We start from the raw sequence: 20,464 nt of genomic DNA on the forward strand, positions 1-20,464 counted from the left end.
TGTTTTCTCAGGCGTGGTGTTTCCTGCCAGTATACTGGGTTACCACCATGCATGAAAATGATGAACCGGCCCAATACCGTGACCCACTTCCAGAGTATCGGCTTTTGCCAGCGCCGCGGAGAGCCAGATTTTCGCTTCGCGCACCGTGTCGGCCCAGCTGTCATGCCGTGGACGCAACGCCGCCAGCGCGGCAGAGAGCGTGCAGCCCGTACCGTGGGTATTTTTGGTCTGCACGCGCGGCGCGGTAAAACGCATTTCGCCGTCGCGAGTAAAGAGCCAGTCCGGGCTTTCGGCATCGTCAAGATGACCGCCCTTCATCAGCACCGCACCGCAGCCCATCGCCAGCAGCGCGTTCCCCTGCGCTTTCATTTCACGTTCGTTTTGCGCGTGCGGGGCACTCAGCAGCGCGGCGGCTTCCGGCAGATTGGGCGTGATCAACGCCACCTGCGGCAGCAGCTTTGTGCGCAGCGTCTCCACGGCGGAGTCGGAGAGCAGCGGGTCGCCGCTTTTTGCCAGCATGACGGTATCCAGCACCACGTTTTGCACCTGATAACGCTTAAGCCGCTCGGCCACCGCTTCCACAATGTCCGTTTCGGCCAGCATACCGATCTTGGTGGTATCGATGCGGACGTCGCTGAACACCGAATCCAGCTGCGCGGCAACAAAATCCGGCTCGATACGGTAGACCGACTGCACGCCGCGGGTGTTTTGCGCCACCAGCGCGGTAATGACGGAACAGCCGTATGCGCCAAGCGCGGAGAAGGTTTTAAGGTCAGCCTGGATGCCCGCGCCGCCGCTTGGATCGGTACCGGCAATGGTCAGAGCGTTAATCCGCTTCATACCTGCTCCTCCAGCGTATAGAGCGCATCCAGGAACGCGCTGGCAAAACTGCCCGGCCCTCGAGACTGCGAAACGGCCACCGTTCCGGCTCGCTTCATCAATCCGCAGGCGGCTGTGACGTTATCCAGCCGGTCGCCCGGCAGCGAGCAGCTCGCCGAGACGACGGCAGAGAGCGCACACCCGGTGCCCACCACGCGCGTCATAAGCGGATCACCGCCCGTTACGGTGCGCGTGCGCTGTCCATCGGTGATGTAATCCACTTCTCCCGTGACCACGACAATTGCATTCGTCTGACGCGCCAAAGCCTGCGCGGCAGGCACCGCGCTGGCTGCGGTGTCGGTGGTATCAACACCGCGCCCGCCCGCGCTCATCCCGGCAAGGGCAAGGATTTCAGAGGCGTTACCACGGATCGCAGCTGGTTTCAGAGAGAGGATTTGATGGCAAAAGCGGGTACGGAACGCGAGCGCGCCAACGGCAACCGGGTCGAGCGTCCAGGGCTTACCAGCCGCCACCGCGCGTTCAATCGCCCGACGCATCGACTGGGCGCGCGGCGCGGTCAGCGTGCCAACGTTAATCAGCAGCGCATCGGCTATTTCAGCAAACTGCTCGGCTTCTTCGGCTTCAATCACCATCGCTGGCGATGCACCGAGAGCCAGCAACACGTTGGCTGTGAAGGTCTGTACAACATCGTTAGTCATACAGTGCGTGAGCGGGGAACGGGCTCGGAAGTGGTGTAAAACGTGTAAATCGAGCAGGTCAGGCTGCATGGGTTCGCTCCTGCCTTGCGTGAAGAAGCGATGACCGGGAAGGCATCTGACTTCCCTACGCTGGCATTATCCAGATCAGGTAATACGGGTATTTCTCAGCCTTCAACGAAGAAGGGCACCCCGAGTCATGTAGATTGAATCTCTATACTTTTTGCCAGCTTAGGGGAAGTGGGTTGCTGTTGCAAGCCCCACCTTTCCGGTCATCGCATCTGCATCGCTCCACCAAACACACGCGCCTACCTGGGGATCACACAGGCCAAAGTAAACGCACTACGAACGAAGTATTCAACGGGCATTAAGGGAGGGATGCGCGCTTAGGGCATTTCATATTGATATCAAGAGTGCCCAGTGTTGGTAATTGCGATGGTATAATTCATACCGAATAGAATAATACTTCGTGAAGTGTATTTATTTTCCTGCAATACTCTGGATTAAAGACGTAAACTTTGAATCTAATCTTTTATTATTTGCTTTTAATCTCTCCAATTCAGAGTTAAAAACTTTATGATACTCCGAAAATTCGTCTTCACTTAATGTATCAAAGTTATCTATTAATTTTAAACAAGTTACTTTGGCATCAAGCACGCACTGCTTATAGAATGTGTCACGCTGTGAAATCAATTCATTCAAAATGATACTCTTTGGTTCTGCAAAGACCGTGTTATTTCCTTGCAATTCTTTTATAAAGCCATCTATCTTATCATATGAATCTTGAAAAGCAATTTCAAACTCCCGCGCCTTGAGTAACGTTTCCGTCTTAAATTTATAAAGAGCATCTTTGTCGTTCTTCTTTTTTACTAATTTACTGTTCCTATAGCTCAAGAAAGATAAAACCAATGCAACTAAGGAAAAAATCAATCCAATTTTATTTACGATGAAGTTAACAACCTCTGATGCCAACTCAATCATTTCTTAATCTCCTTTTAATCCCTGTAAATAATTCTTAATTTTATCACGGATAAACAAGTCAGTATTTACTGGGGGCGGTGTGCCCCCTCATTCGTACAACCATCTTCCGGCTTTAGCTGATTCGATCAGCATGCCAACATTGAAATCTGGTACAGGAACAGGCTCTTTTTTCTTAAATGGATTCCATGAAACAGGCTGGTCAGGATAGTAAGTTTCTATTTTAAAGTTTCCCCGTTCAACCTTGAACGCATCGAAAAACGTATCCATTAACTCACCAGCTTCAAGCTCATCAAGACTCAAATCAGTATCAAGATCCGTTTCAGGTGTTAGCTCTACTTTCTTGAACTTGAATAGGTACGTGCCAGCGTAAGGCCGTACAAGCTCATAAACGCGCTGCTCAACATTATTATTTACCATAACTTATCGTTACCCCGCGCTATAGCATTGTAGTCTCGGATAGTGCGATAGGTGATTTGAGAGATATCAGAAGCTAAGATAATCCACCCCACGACAGGAATAGCCCTGCCCGTAAAGGTTCCAATGTTAGCTACCGCCCTGATTCTGATTGTAGAAGGTGGATAACCACCAATAACGGAAGGTAGTTTGATACCGAAAGGGAACTGCGCTTTTTTGAACACTTTTCGTGAGGCTTTAGACGCATAGGATGTTCCCTTTTCAGCACCGTTTGGTTTTGCCCTTGTTGGGAGAGTATTACGCCCAGATACAATGGCAACTACTGCACCGAAATCAACAAGACCTAAACCAAGTTGATCAACAACATTTTCACAGAAGACCATGAAAAATAGCTCGGAGGCGGTGAGGTTTGATCGCCCCGCATAGAAGTATGTTCCGTTAAGTTCCTCGACAGTATCCACATCTCAACCCTTATGACTCTGCATATATTGCAATCATAACGACTGATTTACAGACAGTCACCCCTAAACCATGGCGTTAGCAGTATGAGTTAAGAAGATAATACGAGGGAGCGCAACGCCCCCTTGCGCCCTTTTTCATCTTTGTACATAGCCCACGCATCCGACAGGGTTAGCACTTTTTCCGGTTCGGCTGGCGACTGAGGTTCCAGGAGTTCAGAAAGAACAATTATCTGCTGTTGGGGCAAGAGTGGATTTCATGCAGCCCTGCGTTCTGACGCGCTCAAATTACGATATTCAGATTTTGGCAATCTGTAAGGCATCGTTCTGAATTTGAAGGAGCAAAAGACCGGAAAAACCCGTCCTATTATGCTGACAGCGAGAGCGCTCGAAATGGGATAACACGGATCAAATTTGTCGAAGAGATAAAACAGGTCGTAGAGAAAGAATTTGAAACAGCGCGACGAGCCAAAACCGATAATGAAGATTGTCGGTTATGGTGTTAAAGCAAAAGTGATTTTCGACCTATTAACAACAGAAAATGGAACCAGTTAATCCTTGATAGTTTTTCGGTAACGCCAGGATTTATAGGAAATTACCGGCGGCTGTGCGAAGGACATAACGGCAACCCCAAAGATCATCGCCAGCCCCCATGCAACTGCTCTGTCAGGTGAGCTGAAGACGGTAAGTAGCAGCAGGATAAAGGTACACACAGCCACCACTCCCGCCAAGGTAACAAAACGTCTGGCGAGGTCATTTATGGCCTCTCCAAGCGTTCCTCCATATTTTTCAATATTGTTTTTTATCTTCTGCAATTCGGGCTGCGTAAAGCCAGAACGTAACAAAGCCTCATCAGTCACTTTCATATTGTATCGTCCTTTATCTTCCAGGAGTGGTTTCTCAATCACTGATTGTGCAAGCAATCATACTGATGAACTTTACAGCAATCCTGCCGAAACTTTGCGGCAGACTCTACCGCCCTTTCCTTAGCCCTGGTAGTACCAAGACGTTACAACCAAACCACCCAAAGCGATCGTAAAACGTCTCAATGCGGGTTTTTACGAGATTCACGGTGATGGTTTTGTTATATCGTTTAGCCTTGATGAGAACGGAATTACCGATGCCTCATGGAATAAAACGAAAGGTCGCGACCACGGCATTTTGCAGGTTAGGCAGAAATAACGTGTTCAAGGAGGCTATGCGCCTCCTTTTTCAACAGCGAAAAGCACGATTTGTCACACTCTTTTCTCTACTTTTACAGTTCTGACAAACCCATCATAAGCGGCTGTTTTTATTATGCATAAAGTGCAACTTTCTTTCTGAAAACGGGGATAACCCTCCCCCTGTGCTCTCTGTCACAAAACAGTAAACAAATTAACCATTGAGCCTCGTGGCAAAAGGCTCTATATTGGCGGCGTTTTTTTCAGGCCCCATCTGTTTTTTAACTTTTTATTCAATCGTGGCTCATAACGAAGCGGCGGTTGTAGGAGTGATATGATGACGGATAAAGTCCGTATTGACACCGTAGATGCCCACAAAAGCAACGAAACCTATCTGGCCCGTCAGGCCGAGTTTGAATCTAACGTCAGGAGTTATCCGCGCAAACTGCCTTTAGCCATCACTAAAGCAGAAGGCGTGTGGATCACCGATGCAGATAATAAAGAATACCTTGACTGTTTAGCAGGCGCAGGAACCCTTGCGCTTGGCCATAACCATCCTGATGTGCTGAAAAGCATCCAAAATGTCATTACCAGCGGCTTGCCGTTACATACCCTGGATCTGACTACGCCTCTGAAAGACGCGTTTTCTGAATACCTGCTCTCTCTGCTGCCTGGTCAGGGCAAAGAGTACTGCCTGCAGTTCACCGGTCCATCCGGTGCGGACGCCGTTGAAGCGGCGCTGAAGCTGGCGAAAAAAGTGACCGGCCGTAGCGGTATCATCAGCTTCTCTGGTGGTTACCACGGTATGACCCACGGCGCTCTGTCCGTGACCGGCAACCTGTCTCCGAAAGAGGCGGTAGACGGTATGATGCCAGAAGTTCAGTTCATGCCTTACCCGCACGAATACCGTTGCCCGCTGGGTATCGGTGGTGAAGCGGGCGTGAAAGCGCTGACTTACTACTTCGATAACCTGATCAACGACGTTGAAAGCGGCGTGCGTAAACCTGCTGCGGTGATCCTGGAAGCCGTTCAGGGCGAAGGCGGCGTGAACCCGGCTCCGGCTGAGTGGCTGCAGCGCATCCGTAAAGTGACTCAGGAACACGGCATTCTGCTGATCCTCGACGAAGTTCAGGCTGGCTTTGCCCGTACCGGTAAATTCTTCGCCTTCGAACACGCGGGTATTGAGCCAGACATCATCGTGATGTCTAAAGCAGTGGGTGGCGGTCTGCCGCTGGCCGTGCTCGGTATCAAAAAGCAGTTCGATGCATGGGCGCCAGGTCACCATACCGGTACCTTCCGCGGCAACCAGCTGGCGATGGCCACCGGCCTGACCACGCTGAAAATCCTGAAAGACCAGAACATCGCTGGCAAAGTGGCTGCACAGGGCGAATGGCTGAAAGGCCAGCTGAAAGAGATGGCGAAACGCTACCCGGTGATTGGTCACGTTCGCGGTCTGGGCATGATGATCGGTATTGAGATCGTTAAGCCGCACGAAGCCGCTGACCACATGGGTTGCTTCCCGGGCGACGGCGAGCTGTCTGCACTGATTCAGAAGAAGTGCTTCGAAGCCGGTCTGATTCTGGAGCGTGGCGGTCGTAACGGTATCGTTCTGCGTCTGCTGCCGTCTCTGCTGATCAGCGATGAAGAGCTGAAAATCTTCCTGGATAAATTCGAGCAGGCGCTGCTTGCTGCGGGCGTTCGCCCGGCGTAACCGGAGTTGTTGATTACGATGTCTGATTCAAACCCAATTTTGTTCTCCTCTGCGCAGAGCATTGACGCTTACCAGCAGGCGATTGAACAAAGCACTCAGGCTGTGATGCAGTGGCTGAAACAGCCTGAGATGTACCAGGGCAAAACGGTCGCGGAACTGCGCGACCGTATTAAGCTGGATTTCAACCCGAAAGGGCTGGGCAACGAAGCGGCGATTGAACGCGCCGTCGAGTTCTTCCTGAAAGACAGTTTGTCCGTTCATCACCCGCAGTGTGTCGCGCACCTGCACTGCCCAAGCCTGGTCGTAAGCCAGGCGGCGGAAGTGCTGATCAACGCCACTAACCAGAGTATGGACTCCTGGGATCAAAGCCCGTCCGCAACAATCATCGAAATCAAACTGATTGAATGGCTGCGTACCCGCGTGGGTTATCAGGCTGGCGACGCAGGTGTCTTCACCAGCGGCGGCACCCAGAGCAACCTGATGGGCCTGATGCTGGCGCGCGATGCGTTCTTCGCGCGTCTGGGTCACTCCGTTCAGCAGGATGGCCTGGTAGGCGATCTGCGCAAAATTCGCGTGCTGTGCTCCGAGAACGCCCACTTCTCCGTGCAGAAAAACATGGCGCTGATGGGTCTGGGCTACCAGTCCGTGGTACAGGTAAAAACTGACGAATTCTCCCGCATGGATCTGACCGATCTCGCGGCGAAAATTGAGCAGTGCAACGCGAACGGCGAGCAGATTCTGGCAATCGTCGCGACGGCAGGTACCACCGATGCCGGTGCTATCGACCCGCTGCGCGCCATCGCAGAACTGGCGGCGAAGCAGAACATCTGGGTACACGTTGATGCGGCCTGGGGCGGCGCACTGCTGATGTCCGAGCAGTATCGTCACTACCTGGACGGCATTGAGCTGGTGGATTCCATTACCCTGGACTTCCACAAGCAGTTCTTCCAGACCATCAGCTGCGGCGCGTTCCTGCTGAAAGAAGCGCGTCACTATGAGCTGATGCGCTATCAGGCGGCCTACCTGAATTCTGAGTTTGACGAAGAAGCAGGCGTGCCTAACCTGGTGTCCAAATCTCTGCAGACCACCCGTCGTTTCGACGCGCTGAAGCTGTGGATGAGCCTGGAAGCGCTGGGCCAGGAGCAATACGCGGCGATCATCGATCACGGTGTGACCCTGGCACAGCAGGTTGCGGGCTACGTGAAAGAGCAGTCTGCTCTGGAACTGGTGATGCAGCCACAGCTGGCGAGCGTGCTGTTCCGCTTCCGTCCTCAGGCGCAGATGGATGATGCAGGTATCGCCCTGCTGAACCAGAAGATTGGTGATGCGCTGCTGGAATCTGGCCGTGCTAACGTTGGCGTGACCGAGCATAACGGTATCACCTGCCTGAAGCTGACCCTGCTGAACCCAACCGTGACGCTGGAGGACGTAAAAGTTCTGCTGTCTCTGGTTGAGCGTACCGCACAGGAAGTTCTGGCTAAGTAATGCTTATCCCTCTCCCGTTCGGGAGAGGGTATTTTCCCCTGCCCTATCCCCTCAGTGTGTCCTCAAGGTTTCAACCATTAGCGTGAAGCAAGATTCGATAAGCGTCGGTAACGGCTGTGGCGCACGCATCAATGCCACCGTTCGGGCAAGCGCCGGTTGCTGAAGATGAACCACCTTAAGCTGCGGATCCTGAAGATGCGTGGTATAGAGTTGCGGCAGTATCGCCACGGCCAGTCGGGAGCGCACCAGACCGTAAAGCGTTTCGATATAATCCACCTGATAACGTGTCTGCAACGATAAACGGTGGCTTTCAGCGAGCGCTCCGACCAGCCGTTGGATGTTACCTTTTGAAAACACGGCGATATCTTTCCCAACAAGCTGCTTCCAGGGTAAATGCGCCGACGCCGCCAGCGGATCGTCACAATGAATCACCGCAACAAAAGGATCCTCCTGCAGCGGGAAGACAGAAAGCTGTTCCGGCACAGAACTGTCCAGCGCGCCTATGCCAAAATCAATCTGCCCTTTCAGCAATTGCGCCACCAGCGCATCATTGGTTTGATCGTGAAACTCTACCTTAAGACGCGGAAAAGCCTGCGCCAGCGTTTGGGGCAACAGCGGGAACAAGAGCGAGCTGACGGATGGCACCAGCCCAATGCGCACCGTGCCGTCACCGCCTGCCTGCACAATCTGCTGCATATCGTCGAAGGCAAGCTGAGCCACGCTGAGCACCCGCTGCGCGTGCGGGAGGATGGCGTTGCCCAGCTCCGTCAGCGTCACCGCTGATGCGGTACGGTTCACCAGCTTGCCGCCGAGCACCGTTTCGATTTGCCGCAATGCGCTGCTGAGCGCAGGCTGGCTGATCGCCAGCTTACTGGCGGTATCGGTGAAATGACGCAGCTGCGCCAGGGTGACAAAATACTGTAGCTGTCGCAGTGATAGCGCAGGCAAGCGCTGCCAGGGTTCCATCGTCATTATCGTTTACACGCGTCGCAGAATAAGCCGGGGTTATCGGGTGATAAATTTTATCAGCTGGGCAAACGTTTGCCGCGTGCATAGAGTAACGTCATTATTTTCATGCTGGAACCGTTAATTACATGAGTGCCGAAACCCGACGCCGTGCCGTCCAGGCTGCACGCGGTGAAATGCCGTTCGACCTGCTGCTCACGCACACCCGCATTGTTGATATGGCCACCGGTGAGATCCGCGAAGCCGATGTCGGCATCGTGGGGGGCCTTATCGCCAGCGTTCATCCGCGCGGCAGCCGCAGCGATGCGCGTGAGACGCACGATCTGAACAACCAGTATCTCTCTCCGGGACTGATGGATACGCATGTACATCTGGAGAGTTCACACCTGCTTCCCGCTCGCTATGCAGAGATTGTGTTGGCACAGGGCACCACCGCCGTATTCTGGGATCCGCATGAGCTGGCGAATGTGCTGGGCATTGCAGGCGTACGTTTTGCCATTGAGGCCAGCCGTAACCTGCCGCTGCAGGTGATGGTCGCTGCGCCATCAAGCGTGCCATCGACCCCGGGGCTGGAGATGTCTGGCGCAGACTTCGCGGGGAAAGAGATGGATACCCTGCTCGGCTGGCCGGAAGTGCGCGGCGTGGCGGAAGTGATGGATATGCACGGCGTGCTTAACGGCAGCCAGCGCATGCTGGAGATTATGCAGGCCGGGCTGGACAGCGGAAAGCTGATTGAAGGCCACGCGCGCGGGCTTCAGGGTGCGGATTTACAGGCTTATCTGGCCGCAGGCGTGACCTCCGATCACGAGCTGACCTCCGCAGACGACGCGCTGGAAAAGCTGCGCGCCGGGCTGACTCTGGAGATACGGGGTTCGCATCCTTATCTGTTGCCCGATATCGTGAGCGCCCTGAAATCTCTGCCCCACCTTTCTTCACAAATCACGGTCTGCACCGACGATGTCCCACCCGACATGCTGCTGGAAAAAGGGGGGATCGTTGCGCTGCTGAACCTGCTGATTGAGCATGGATTACCGGCAACGCACGCACTGCGTTTCGCCACGCTGAACGCCGCCATTCGCCTGCAGCGTAACGATCTGGGGCTGATTGCTGCCGGGCGTCGCGCGGATCTGGTGGCGTTTGACTCTCTTGAAAAGCTGACGGCTCGTCAGGTGTACGTCGCCGGAAAGCTGATTGCGCGCGATGGGGCAATGATTGAACCCATCGCTGATACGATATTGCCCCTCCCGCGTGATACCGTGCGGCTGTCAGCTCTGGCTGACGATGATTTCCGTATGAAAATCGACAACGCGAAACACGGCGTGGCGCGCCTGCGCCATATCAGTGGCGCACGCTTCACGCAGTGGGGTGAAGTTGACGCGCAGGTACGTCACGGCGTAGTGGCGATCCCGGATGGCTTTAGCCTGATTTGGGTTCAGCATCGCCACGCGCGCCATGCGGCTCAACCGCAAATCGCCCTGCTCGAAGGCTGGGGGGAGCTGCGCGGGGCGATTGCCACCAGCTATTCTCACGACTCTCACAATCTGGTGGTGCTGGGGCGCGATCCGCGCGATATGGCGCTGGCGGCCAACATGCTTATCAAGAGCGGTGGCGGGATGGCGCTGGTACAGAATGGCGACGTCATCGCCCACGTCGCCATGCCGATTGCGGGGATGCTTTCTGAACTGCCGCCTGTTGAGCTGGCTCGACAGTTCAGGGAACTGCGCGAGCGCAGCAATTTGATTGCCGACTGGGAACCGCCGTATCGGGTCTTTAAAGCAATAGAGGGCACCTGTCTTGCCTGCAACGCCGGTCCGCATTTGACCGATCTTGGACTGACCGATGGCACCACGCGCCAGATTGTCGATCCGTTAATTTCTTACCGGGAAACACCGGACAACACACAATAATGCCGAAGGAGAGCCGGATAATGGCCGACAACACCGTTAATTCGCCAGCACCAGGGAGCTGGCTAGAACGCCGTTTTGCACTGCATGCGCGTGGCAGTACTGTACGCACCGAGTGCCTGGCTGGCATCACCGGTTTTCTCGCCGCCGCCTACTTGCTGGTGGTGATCCCAGGACTGCTGGCGGTCGGAGGGATGGATAAAGGCGCGGCGACAACGGGCACCATTCTGGTCTTCGTTGCCGGAACGCTGCTGATGGCTTTCTATGCCAACCTGCCCTTTATCGTCGGGCCTGGTATTGGAGGTTCGGTTCTGGTCGGCGTCACGCTTGCGGGCAGCGAAGGTATTGGCTGGCAAATTGGTCTCGGCATAGCCTGCTGGTCAGGGATTTTATTCTTCCTGCTGACCCGCTTTGGGCTGCGTGAAGTCGTCACCCGTTCCGTCCCGCAATCCATCAAGCTGGGGTTGACGGCCTCCATCGGCCTGTTTGTTGCCGTGCTCGGCTTTCGTAACGCCGGGCTGGTGTTGGCAAACGCGAAAACCAACGCCCTGATGCTGGGGGATTTCCTGTCACCGGCGGCACTGGTCGCGTTAGCGGCTCTCTTCCTGGCCATCGCATTACAGGCGCGCCGGATTCCAGGGGCAATACTGTGGGCCATTCTGTTTGCCACCCTGGTCGGTATTCCGCTGGGCGTGACAAAACTCCCTGGTCATTTTATTGATATGCCGCATTCTCTGGCCCCGGTTATCGGCCATATTGATATGCTCGGGGCGCTGAACATTGCTTTCCTGCCATTCCTGTTTGTCTTCTTTGCGTCGGAATTTTTCTCCACCATGGGTACCACGCTGGCTGTTGGTGGTGAGGCGGGATTACTGGATGACGAAGGCAACATGCCGCATATCAACCGTCCGTTTATGGTGGACTCCATTGCCGCTGCGGTAGGTCCGTGGGTCGGTATCCCTGCAGCGACGGCGCTGATCGAATCTTCGGCTGCTGCTGAAGCGGGCGGTAAAACGGGCATGACGGCATTGGCAGCGGCAGTGATGTTCCTGCTGATGTTGCTGTTTACGCCTGTTGCACTGATGATCCCGAAAGAAGCCACCGCACCGGCGCTGATCCTCATCGGACTGAATATGTTTAGCGGCTTACGTAAGGTTGATCTGGCGAACTTCACCGACGGCTTGCCGGTGCTGATGATGGTCATGATTACGCTGATTGCCAACAGCTTCGGAACGGGAATTGCTGGCGGTTTGCTGTTTTACATCGTGATCAAAGCGATTGCCGGGAAATGGCGCGAAATCCCCGTTGGTCTGTGGATCCTCGCCATTCCCCTGGTCTATTACTTCGCTACGCTGGTCAAGCACTAGCCTTCACGCCGCTTTTCCTTCGGGGTATAGCCGTAGTCGTAATGGCTGTACCCCGAGTTGTAATAGAGCGAGGCGGACTTCACGATATCATTAAGAATAGCGCCATTCACCTGCACACCCATTTGCTGCAGACGCTTCAGACAGTGCTCAATCTCCTTGACGCTGGTTTTACCAAAGCGTGCAACCAGTAAGGTGGTCGCCGCCACTTTGGCAATCAATGAGGCATCCGTAACGGCAAGCACCGGCGGGGTGTCAACAATCACGATGTCATAATGTTCGTTCATCTGCGACATGGCATTCCGGAAGCGTTCTCCCATAAGCAACTCCACAGGGAGTGAAGGCTGTGGACCGCAGGTTAAAACATCAAATCCGCCTTTCTCAAAACGCTGGAGTGCGTCCTGCCATTTAACATCTGCCTCAAGGACTGAGGACAATCCGCAATGGTTGTCCAGTTTAAAGATGTTATGCACATAGCCCTGACGCATATCCGCATCAACAAAGAGCACCCGCTGCCCGGCCTGAGACGCCAGCGCCGCCAGTGCGGTACTGACCAGCGTTTTGCCGCAATCTTGTGTGGGGCCAGAAATGACGACAATCTGATTCGCGGCGTCCATCATGGTGAAGTGCAGACTGGTACGCAGCCCGCGCATTGCCTCGATAAAAATATCGGCTGGCCTTTCGATGGGCAGGAAGGGCACATCCGAGGTTTTGTGTCTCCAGCGAGAGCCCGGGAAACTCCTTTTGCGCAGATGCGTTTTTTTCCAGAGCCATACCGAGCGCGGCAGCGTCGCCAGGACCGACATCCCCTGCACTTCCAGTTGCTCAGACGAGGTTATCCCCCGTTTAAAGGCTGCGAGAATCAACACCCAGCCACTGGAGAATATCAGTCCCAACAGTATGCCAAGCACAATAATGAGTGCTTTTCGTGGTTTTATGGGTTCAGGTTGCGTAACGGCAGAGTCAATAATCCGCACGTTTCCGATAGCGCTGGAGCGAGAGATATTAAGCTCTTGCTGACGCGTTAATAACTGCAGGTAAATGGCGCGCCCGGATTCAACATCCCGGCTCAATCGCAAAATTTCCTGCTGTGTGGAGGGCATGGTTGATACGCGTTCGTTCAGGCGGGCACGCTGCTTCTCAAGGGTTTGGCGCTTTTCGCGTAGTGCGCGATAGGTTGGGTGATCCTTTTTGAAAAGCTGAGAGATCTCCGCTTCGCGGAACGTCAGCTCGTTGAGCTGATTCTCCACATTAACAACCTGATCGAGAACGGACTTCGCCTCCAGGGATAAATCGACGGAATCGCGCTGCTCACGGTAACCATTCAGTCGCGCTTCGGCCTGATCCAGCTCGTGACTGATTTTCGGTAACTGATGCTGTAAAAAGGTCAGGCTGCGGGAATCCCGGGCTTCCTGACGTTCAATATTCTGATTGAGGAAATTTTCCGCAATCGTATTCAGTACCTGGGCAATCTTACCTGGATCTTCGCCCGTCAGCGTTAACGCGATCATTCCGCTCTGTTTCGCTGATTCCGCAACGGTGAGGAGTTTCTGAAGTGCGTTGATGGCTTCAAGCTTTGTAATGGTTTTGAGTGAGAACTGCGTTCCTGGTGCAGCGCTGAGCGATATCACCAGAAGAGAGACACCGTCTTTTAACAGCGTTTTCCCGACATGACCCACAGCCTCGAAGGTTTCGCCCTCAAGGTGATATTGTCCCTGCTCCAGTACGGTCAGCACAAGCTCTTGCGGTTTGCCATCCAGTCGGGGGATGGTAAGTTCACCGATGGTCAGGCTACCCGGCTTGCTGGGGCGAAAACGTGCCCACAGATGCCCCACGATCGGGGTAACACGCTGCTTAACCCGGTACGTCAGCCCCAGTTCATCCACGGTCTTCCCGAGGATCATTCGCGATTTTATCAGCAAGATTTCCGGGGCAACGTCAGGCGAAAGATCGGCGTCGAACTGGCTTAAGCTTTTCAGTAATGAGTTATCCTGCTTCGCTTCTATCTGGACAAGAGCATCAGCCTGATAGACTGGGGTGACAGAAAACGCATAGAGCCCCGCGCACACCGTAAACAGGAGTGTTACCAGGACTATCATCACCCGATGATCGAATATCTCAGCAAGCAGTTGCAGAAGATCAATTTCATTATTTTGCGGTGCCGTAGCCCCATAATTATCTGATGTATAAGATGACATTACGACTTCATTCCTTTATGGCCCAATCGACGAGCCCATTCCTGACTGGCTTTTCCCAACTGCCCGAAAACGTATTCGAAAGCATCACGGCTTTTGCGGTAGGGATCGGGAATATCTTTTGTCTCCAGCCATTGTCCAAATAGCAGTGATTTCCCACGGTTCTCCGGGGCCATGGCAGCAATAAAACGAAGATGTTCCGGTTCCATCACCAGAATCAGATCGGATTTTTGCAGCAAGCTGCGCGTCAGCTTGCGCCCCACGTGATCGTCTAGCGAGACACCATGATGCCAGGCAACATCCTGAGCAACTGCATCTGCCGGATGTCCCTCAAGACCGAAAATACCTGCTGAGGTCACCTGTTTTCCGGGTAATTGCTGACGCAACAGTCGCTCCCCCATCGGGGAGCGGCAAATATTGCCCGTGCAAACCACTAAGATTGAGTTGAACATTATTGCGGCCAGGATCGGATGTAACGAACCGTTTCGGTCAGGTCATGTACACCACTAATGGTCGGCACAAGCTGTGTAATAACGCGATTCCAGCGCGACAACGGTGCCGTTGTTACATAGACAATGTCATACGGCTCGAGCTGGAATTCAGTGCCCAATACCATCGCTGAGGCATCTTTCGCATTGAGCTGGTAGATCTTCGCGATGATGTCCGTCTGGCTTTTTTGATGCACTGAGCGAATGACAAAAATGCCGGTTGCATCAGCCATGTTCTGGTTCAGGCCGCCCGCATTGCCCAGCGCTTCCGCCAGCGTCATGCCACTGCGATCCATCTTCAGCGTGCTCTGCTTAACCACTTCGCCCATGACAAAAACTTTCAGGGCATCATTACGCGGTACAAACAGGATATCGCCAGGGTAGAGCAGTTTGTTTTGTGTTAAATCGCCGAGTTGCATCAGGGCATACAGCGAAAGGCGGGAATCCTGGCCATTATGGGTGAGAACGACATTGCGCCAGTCGGCATCCGCTGAAAGACCGCCTGCGGCATTCACCGCATCCATCACGGTCAAGGGGATGTTGGTGATGGGTTGTTGGCCAGATTTCTCGACTTCTCCCGTCACGTAGGCTTTTTGCGAACGGAAAGAGGCAATGCTGACATCCACCTGGGGACTCTCAATGAATTTATCCAGTCGCGCTGTAATTTCTTCACGTACCTGCGAAACCGTTTTTCCTGCCACATGCAGTTTCCCAACGTAAGGATAAAAGAGCGTACCGTCCGCGTTGACCCAGTTTCCCGCGTCACTCGCGCTACGGTACTGCCCTGCTGGTGTCGTCAACTCAGGATGGTCCCAGACGGTGACCGTCAGGATGTCACCGGTGCCGATTCGGTATTCCCAGTTTTTCACCTGCTCATCCAGATTAGGATTTGCCTGAGATTTCGATACGGGCGGACGCAATTGTTCAATCAACACTGGGGTCAGTGGATAAATTTCCACGTGTTTATCAAGCTGATAATCTTTATCTTCTGTTGCAATAACATTTTTTCCGGTCATAGCTAAATCCTGACCCGGTGAAAATACACAGCCTGTTAACTGGCTTATTGCAAGAAATAGAAAGGAAAATACTGTTGTGTTTTTCATTTATATAAACATATCTTTTATCGTTGTGCTTATCGTACGGACGACAATTTTATTTAAAAAAATAACCATATAATTCATTGCATTAAATGAATCATGATGTGTTAATAAAGCGTATTTTTAACGCAGTAACCAGATACTGAATCGTCTAAACCGACCCGCTCTATGGAACCAGGGATCAGACGTCATAACATGTCGTGCCGGCCGATATTAAATGTTCCACAGTGGGAAAGCATTCACTCAACGGTCCAATTTTGAAGTAACGATGCGTTTTCAGAATTAATTAATAAATCGATAAATAAATTAAATATAAAATACCAATATCATTCACCTGCGTAATGTTCTTTCTGTATTTCGACTACACAAAACCGTTCAGTTTTGTTACATTTTTTTTCAAACACACCATGTTTTGATACTTAAAATGGACCGTCTGCCGCGCATACTGAAACCCGCAGACGAAATGTATCTGTAACGATATTACTGGAGAAAAAATGGCTAAGCGTAAATTGGTGCTTCTGGGTGTACTACTGTCTCTGGCGAGTTCCGCATTTTCTGCTCCGCAAACGGCTGCAGCACCTTCTGGCATCAAAGCCTATGAAGAACAAGAGTTCATCGCTGACTTCACAAAATTTAAGATCGGCGACACGGCGCCAGCGCAGTATCAAACGCCAGAGTACACCATCAAACAATACCAGTTGCGTAACCTGCCAGCGCCGGATGCCGGAACACACTGGACCTACATGGGTGAGAACTACGTGCTGATTGGCGATGCCGATGGAAAAATCCATAAAGCCTATAACGGAGATATCTTCTATCACCGCTAATACGATCCTGGTTCGCGCCTGGCAGGAGAGCGACCGTCCTTTCCTGCGCACGATTTACCTGCATGCCCGGCGCGAAGCCTGGCCATGGTTGAACGGTTCGGAATGGCGCCTTGAAGACTTTGACGCCGCAATCCTGGACGAAGAGATTTGGGTGGCTGTGCAGGACGGGCATCGACTTGGCTTCGCCTCAGTCTGGACGAACGATAATTTTCTGCACAACCTGTTTGTTGACCCGCAGTATCAGAGCCTGGGCGTTGGGCATGTGTTGCTGGAGCAGGTACAGGAGACGTTCACCAGTACGGGGGCGCTGAAGTGTCTGGTCAAGAATGCGCGTGCTGTTGCGTTTTACCAGCGACACGGCTGGCACATTGAGGCGACGGGTGATTCTCCGGACGGAGAGTACTATCTGATGCACTATCGGCTTGGGTAAAGTCAGGTGGCGCTTCGCTTACCTGACCTACAAAACCAAACGTCGTAGGCCGGGTAAGCGAGGCGCCACCCGGCAATTCGGCGCAGAGGAATTACACCGCGCGGAACGCGATTTCGCTCGGGATCACTTCGCCCTGCCAGTAGAGTTGCGCCGCAACGCGCCCGGCCAGCTGACGATACATTTCCGCGAATTCACTTTCCGGACGGCTAACAACTGTGGGTTTCCCGCTGTCGAGATCTTCACACAGCGTGATGTGCAGCGGCATCTGGCCCAGCAGCTGGGTGTGATACTGCGCCGCCAGCTTCTCCGCACCACCGGTACCGAAGATAGGCTCATGGTGCCCGCAGTTGCTGCAGATATGCATGCTCATGTTCTCAACGATTCCCAGCACCGGTACTTCCACCTTCTCGAACATCACGATGCCCTTTTTGGCATCGATTAGTGCGATATCCTGCGGCGTGGTCACGACGACCGCTCCCGTTACCGGAATGTTCTGCGCCAGGGTCAGCTGAATGTCACCCGTACCCGGCGGCATGTCCAGCACCAGATAATCCAGATCCGGCCACATGGTTTCCTGCAGCATCTGCATCAGCGCCTTGCTGGCCATCGGACCGCGCCAGACCATCGCGTTATCGTCGGTGACCAGATAACCAATCGAGTTGGTTGCCAGACCGTGCGCCATGATTGGCGCCATGTGGGTGCCGTCCGGCGAGGTTGGACGCTGGTTTTCCGCCCCCAGCATGTTTGGAATGGACGGGCCATAAATGTCCGCATCCAGAATACCGACCTTTGCCCCTTCCGCTGCCAGCGCGAGTGCCAGGTTTACAGCCGTGGAGGATTTACCCACCCCACCCTTGCCAGAGCTGACGGCAATAATGTTTTTGACGCCGTTCACGCCAGGCTGGTTTTTCACGCGCTTCAGCGTGGCGATGCTGTGGCTCAGCTTCCAGTCAATCGCCTTCGCACCGGTGATGCGCAGCAGCTCCGAGCTGGTTTGCTCTTTCAGCGCGTCAAAGACGCTGGTCCAGACGAATGGCATCTGCAGCTCAATGTGCAGCGTATCGTCCAGCCAGGCAACGTGGTGTAACGCTTTCAGCGTCGTAAGATTGTGCTTCAGGGTTGGATGCTGAAAGTTAGCCAGCGTCCCGGCGACCATTGCTCGTAAGGCTTCCGGTGATTTGGCCTGGGATTGAGAACTCATCCCGACTCCTTTGTTCTTGTGAATAAGACCTTAGATGAACAAGTTTACCTGAAAGCCCGTGGTTTGTGCTTACTTAATAATGCCCCTTTTGGTAATATTAAAAACCCTTTTCACAGTTAAAAGAAGTAATGCCTACTATGACTCAAGTCGCGAAGAAAATTCTGGTAACGTGCGCACTGCCGTACGCCAACGGCTCAATCCACCTCGGCCACATGCTGGAGCATATCCAGGCTGATGTCTGGGTCCGTTACCAGCGAATGCGCGGCCACGAGGTTAACTTCATCTGTGCGGACGATGCTCACGGCACGCCGATCATGCTGAAAGCACAGCAGCTGGGGATTTCCCCGGAGCAGATGATTGCCGAAATGAGTCAGGAGCATCAGACTGATTTTGCTGGCTTTGACATCAGCTATGACAACTATCACTCCACGCACAGCGACGAAAACCGCGAGCTGTCGGAGCTGATCTACACCCGTCTGAAAGAGAACGGTTTTATTAAAAACCGCACTATATCTCAGCTGTACGATCCGGAGAAAGGCATGTTCCTGCCGGACCGTTTCGTCAAAGGCACCTGTCCGAAATGTAAATCCCCGGACCAGTACGGCGATAACTGCGAAGTGTGCGGCGCGACCTACAGCCCGACCGAGCTTATCGAGCCGAAATCCGTGGTTTCCGGCGCCACGCCTGTGATGCGTGACTCCGAGCACTTCTTCTTCGACCTGCCGTCGTTCAGCGAAATGCTGCAGGCGTGGACCCGCAGCGGCGCGCTGCAGGAGCAGGTGGCGAACAAAATGCAGGAGTGGTTCGAATCCGGCCTGCAGCAGTGGGATATCTCCCGCGATGCGCCGTACTTCGGCTTCGAAATCCCGAACGCGCCGGGCAAATATTTCTACGTCTGGCTGGACGCGCCAATCGGCTACATGGGCTCCTTCAAGAACCTGTGCGACAAGCGCGGCGACACCGTCAGCTTCGACGAATACTGGAAGAAAGATTCCACCGCCGAGCTGTACCACTTCATCGGTAAAGACATCGTTTATTTCCACAGCCTGTTCTGGCCGGCCATGCTGGAAGGCAGCAACTTCCGCAAGCCAACCAACCTGTTCGTTCACGGCTACGTGACGGTGAACGGCGCGAAGATGTCCAAGTCCCGCGGGACGTTCATTAAGGCCAGCACCTGGCTGAACCACTTCGACGCGGACAGCCTGCGCTACTACTACACCGCGAAGCTCTCTTCCCGCATCGACGATATCGACCTGAATCTGGAAGATTTCGTGCAGCGCGTGAACGCGGACATCGTCAACAAGGTGGTGAACCTGGCGTCCCGTAACGCGGGCTTTATCGCTAAGCGTTTTGACGGCGTGATGGCCGCTGAACTGGCGGACCCTGCCCTGTACCAAACCTTTACCGACGCGGCGGCGACTATTGGCGAAGCCTGGGAAGCGCGTGAGTTCGGAAAAGCGGTACGTGAAATCATGGCGCTGGCTGATCTGGCGAACCGCTATGTCGACGAGCAGGCACCGTGGGTGGTGGCGAAACAGGAAGGCCGCGATGCCGATCTGCAGGCCATCTGCTCCATGGGCATCAACCTGTTCCGCGTGCTGATGACCTACCTGAAGCCGGTTCTGCCGCAGCTCGCAGCCCGTGCTGAAGCGTTCCTGAACACCGAACTGACCTGGGATGCAATGGCGCAGCCGCTGCTCGGCCACAAGGTGAACACCTTCAAGGCGCTGTACAACCGCATCGAGATGAAACAGGTGGAAGCGCTGGTGGAAGCATCCAAAGAAGAAGTGAAGGCGGCTGCGGCACCGGTCACCGGCCCGCTGGCAGACGATCCAATTCAGGAAACCATCACCTTTGATGATTTCGCGAAAGTCGACCTGCGCGTGGCGCTGATTGAAAATGCGGAGTTCGTGGAAGGTTCTGACAAACTGCTGCGCCTGACGCTGGACCTGGGCGGCGAGAAGCGTAACGTCTTCTCCGGCATCCGTTCCGCGTATCCGGACCCGCAGGTGCTGATTGGTCGTCAGACCGTGATGGTGGCGAACCTGGCACCGCGCAAAATGCGCTTCGGTATCTCCGAGGGGATGGTGATGGCCGCAGGCCCTGGCGGGAAAGACATCTTCCTGTTAAGCCCTGACGAAGGCGCGAAGCCGGGCCAGCAGGTGAAATAACAAAAAAGCCGGATTCTTATCCGGCTTTTTTTTGCCGGGTGGCGGCTTCGCCTTACCCGGCCTACAAACCCCGTAGG

The 20,464-nt window shown here is 53.9% G+C and carries 18 protein-coding genes, 1 pseudogene and 1 riboswitch; of the genes and pseudogenes, 8 read left to right on the forward strand and 11 right to left on the reverse strand.

What is annotated here, in order from left to right; genetic code table 11:
• Positions 1-39: 39 nt before the first annotated feature.
• The 5 genes from thiD to N2K86_RS14605 form a co-directional block, all read right to left on the reverse strand.
• On the reverse strand, positions 40-840 hold the full coding sequence (thiD, locus tag N2K86_RS14585; protein WP_260659077.1) for a bifunctional hydroxymethylpyrimidine kinase/phosphomethylpyrimidine kinase: 801 nt from the start codon (positions 838-840) through the stop codon (positions 40-42).
• Positions 837-1,607, reverse strand: coding sequence for a hydroxyethylthiazole kinase (gene thiM, locus N2K86_RS14590; RefSeq protein ID WP_260659078.1), 771 nt, complete (start codon positions 1,605-1,607; stop codon positions 837-839). Before thiM ends, thiD begins: the two co-directional genes overlap by 4 nt.
• 35 nt (positions 1,608-1,642) lie before the next feature.
• Positions 1,643-1,740, reverse strand: a riboswitch (TPP riboswitch).
• 275 nt (positions 1,741-2,015) lie between these two features.
• Complete coding sequence (locus N2K86_RS14595; protein ID WP_260659079.1) at positions 2,016-2,516, reverse strand: hypothetical protein; 501 nt, start codon at positions 2,514-2,516, stop codon at positions 2,016-2,018.
• Positions 2,517-2,603: 87 nt separating this feature from the next.
• Positions 2,604-2,933 (reverse strand): DUF1493 family protein, encoded by a 330-nt coding sequence (locus N2K86_RS14600; protein WP_260659080.1) that lies wholly within the window; start codon positions 2,931-2,933, stop codon positions 2,604-2,606.
• On the reverse strand, positions 2,927-3,391 hold the full coding sequence (locus N2K86_RS14605) for an STM2901 family protein (RefSeq protein WP_260659081.1): 465 nt from the start codon (positions 3,389-3,391) through the stop codon (positions 2,927-2,929). Before N2K86_RS14605 ends, N2K86_RS14600 begins: the two co-directional genes overlap by 7 nt.
• 386 nt (positions 3,392-3,777) lie before the next feature.
• On the opposite strand from N2K86_RS14605, the pseudogene N2K86_RS22705 reads away from it, so the two are divergent.
• Positions 3,778-3,873 (forward strand): annotated as a pseudogene (locus N2K86_RS22705) (DUF4225 domain-containing protein); the annotation flags it as partial.
• Between the two features lie 66 nt (positions 3,874-3,939).
• Here N2K86_RS22705 and N2K86_RS14610 read toward each other — a convergent pair.
• Positions 3,940-4,254: a hypothetical protein gene (locus tag N2K86_RS14610; RefSeq protein ID WP_260659082.1), complete on the reverse strand. Its 315-nt coding sequence runs from the start codon at positions 4,252-4,254 to the stop codon at positions 3,940-3,942.
• A 628-nt stretch (positions 4,255-4,882) separates the two neighbouring features.
• Here N2K86_RS14610 and N2K86_RS14615 point away from each other — a divergent pair.
• A complete protein-coding gene (locus N2K86_RS14615; RefSeq protein WP_014884533.1) occupies positions 4,883-6,259 on the forward strand; it encodes a diaminobutyrate--2-oxoglutarate transaminase in 1,377 nt (458 codons plus the stop codon).
• A gap of 18 nt (positions 6,260-6,277) precedes the next feature.
• Positions 6,278-7,744 carry a pyridoxal phosphate-dependent decarboxylase family protein gene (locus tag N2K86_RS14620; RefSeq protein WP_260659084.1) on the forward strand — a complete coding sequence of 489 codons (1,467 nt, stop codon included), beginning with the start codon at positions 6,278-6,280 and terminating at the stop codon, positions 7,742-7,744.
• Positions 7,745-7,795: 51 nt separating this feature from the next.
• Here N2K86_RS14620 and N2K86_RS14625 read toward each other — a convergent pair whose 3' ends face one another.
• Positions 7,796-8,716: a LysR family transcriptional regulator gene (locus N2K86_RS14625; RefSeq protein WP_260659085.1), complete on the reverse strand. Its 921-nt coding sequence runs from the start codon at positions 8,714-8,716 to the stop codon at positions 7,796-7,798.
• A 122-nt stretch (positions 8,717-8,838) separates the two neighbouring features.
• Here N2K86_RS14625 and N2K86_RS14630 point away from each other — a divergent pair, with 122 nt between their 5' ends.
• A complete protein-coding gene (locus N2K86_RS14630; protein WP_260659086.1) occupies positions 8,839-10,617 on the forward strand; it encodes an adenine deaminase in 1,779 nt (592 codons plus the stop codon).
• A gap of 20 nt (positions 10,618-10,637) precedes the next feature.
• Entirely contained in the window at positions 10,638-11,981 is a 1,344-nt protein-coding gene (locus N2K86_RS14635; RefSeq protein WP_260659087.1) for an NCS2 family permease, read from the forward strand.
• Here the strand turns inward: N2K86_RS14635 and N2K86_RS14640 are convergent.
• From N2K86_RS14640 to N2K86_RS14650, 3 genes are read right to left on the reverse strand one after another with little or no spacing between them, the layout of a single operon-like run.
• Positions 11,978-14,176, reverse strand: a complete 2,199-nt coding sequence (locus N2K86_RS14640) for a polysaccharide biosynthesis tyrosine autokinase (protein ID WP_260659088.1) — start codon at positions 14,174-14,176, stop codon at positions 11,978-11,980. The two genes, N2K86_RS14635 and N2K86_RS14640, sit on opposite strands and share 4 nt — an antisense overlap.
• Positions 14,176-14,625: an arsenate reductase/protein-tyrosine-phosphatase family protein gene (locus N2K86_RS14645; RefSeq protein WP_313771629.1), complete on the reverse strand. Its 450-nt coding sequence runs from the start codon at positions 14,623-14,625 to the stop codon at positions 14,176-14,178. The genes N2K86_RS14640 and N2K86_RS14645 overlap by 1 nt, the downstream gene beginning before the upstream one ends.
• Complete coding sequence (locus N2K86_RS14650; RefSeq protein ID WP_260659089.1) at positions 14,625-15,764, reverse strand: polysaccharide export protein; 1,140 nt, start codon at positions 15,762-15,764, stop codon at positions 14,625-14,627. Before N2K86_RS14650 ends, N2K86_RS14645 begins: the two co-directional genes overlap by 1 nt.
• A gap of 488 nt (positions 15,765-16,252) precedes the next feature.
• Here N2K86_RS14650 and N2K86_RS14655 point away from each other — a divergent pair, with 488 nt between their 5' ends.
• Together N2K86_RS14655 and N2K86_RS14660 are read left to right on the forward strand one after the other, a co-directional pair.
• Positions 16,253-16,585: an RcnB family protein gene (locus N2K86_RS14655; protein ID WP_260659090.1), complete on the forward strand. Its 333-nt coding sequence runs from the start codon at positions 16,253-16,255 to the stop codon at positions 16,583-16,585.
• Positions 16,536-17,015, forward strand: a complete 480-nt coding sequence (locus N2K86_RS14660) for a GNAT family N-acetyltransferase (protein ID WP_260659091.1) — start codon at positions 16,536-16,538, stop codon at positions 17,013-17,015. Before N2K86_RS14655 ends, N2K86_RS14660 begins: the two co-directional genes overlap by 50 nt.
• A gap of 91 nt (positions 17,016-17,106) precedes the next feature.
• Here the strand turns inward: N2K86_RS14660 and apbC are convergent, their stop codons facing one another.
• The gene (apbC, locus tag N2K86_RS14665; RefSeq protein ID WP_260659092.1) at positions 17,107-18,216 is read right to left on the reverse strand and encodes an iron-sulfur cluster carrier protein ApbC; all 1,110 of its coding nucleotides are present in this window, start codon (positions 18,214-18,216) and stop codon (positions 17,107-17,109) included.
• 137 nt (positions 18,217-18,353) lie between these two features.
• On the opposite strand from apbC, the gene metG reads away from it, so the two are divergent.
• On the forward strand, positions 18,354-20,387 hold the full coding sequence (metG, locus tag N2K86_RS14670) for a methionine--tRNA ligase (protein WP_159514558.1): 2,034 nt from the start codon (positions 18,354-18,356) through the stop codon (positions 20,385-20,387).
• Positions 20,388-20,464 lie beyond the last annotated feature (77 nt).

It is taken from the genome of Enterobacter mori (assembly GCF_025244905.1).
In the GTDB taxonomy this organism is placed as follows: domain Bacteria; phylum Pseudomonadota; class Gammaproteobacteria; order Enterobacterales; family Enterobacteriaceae; genus Enterobacter; species Enterobacter mori_A.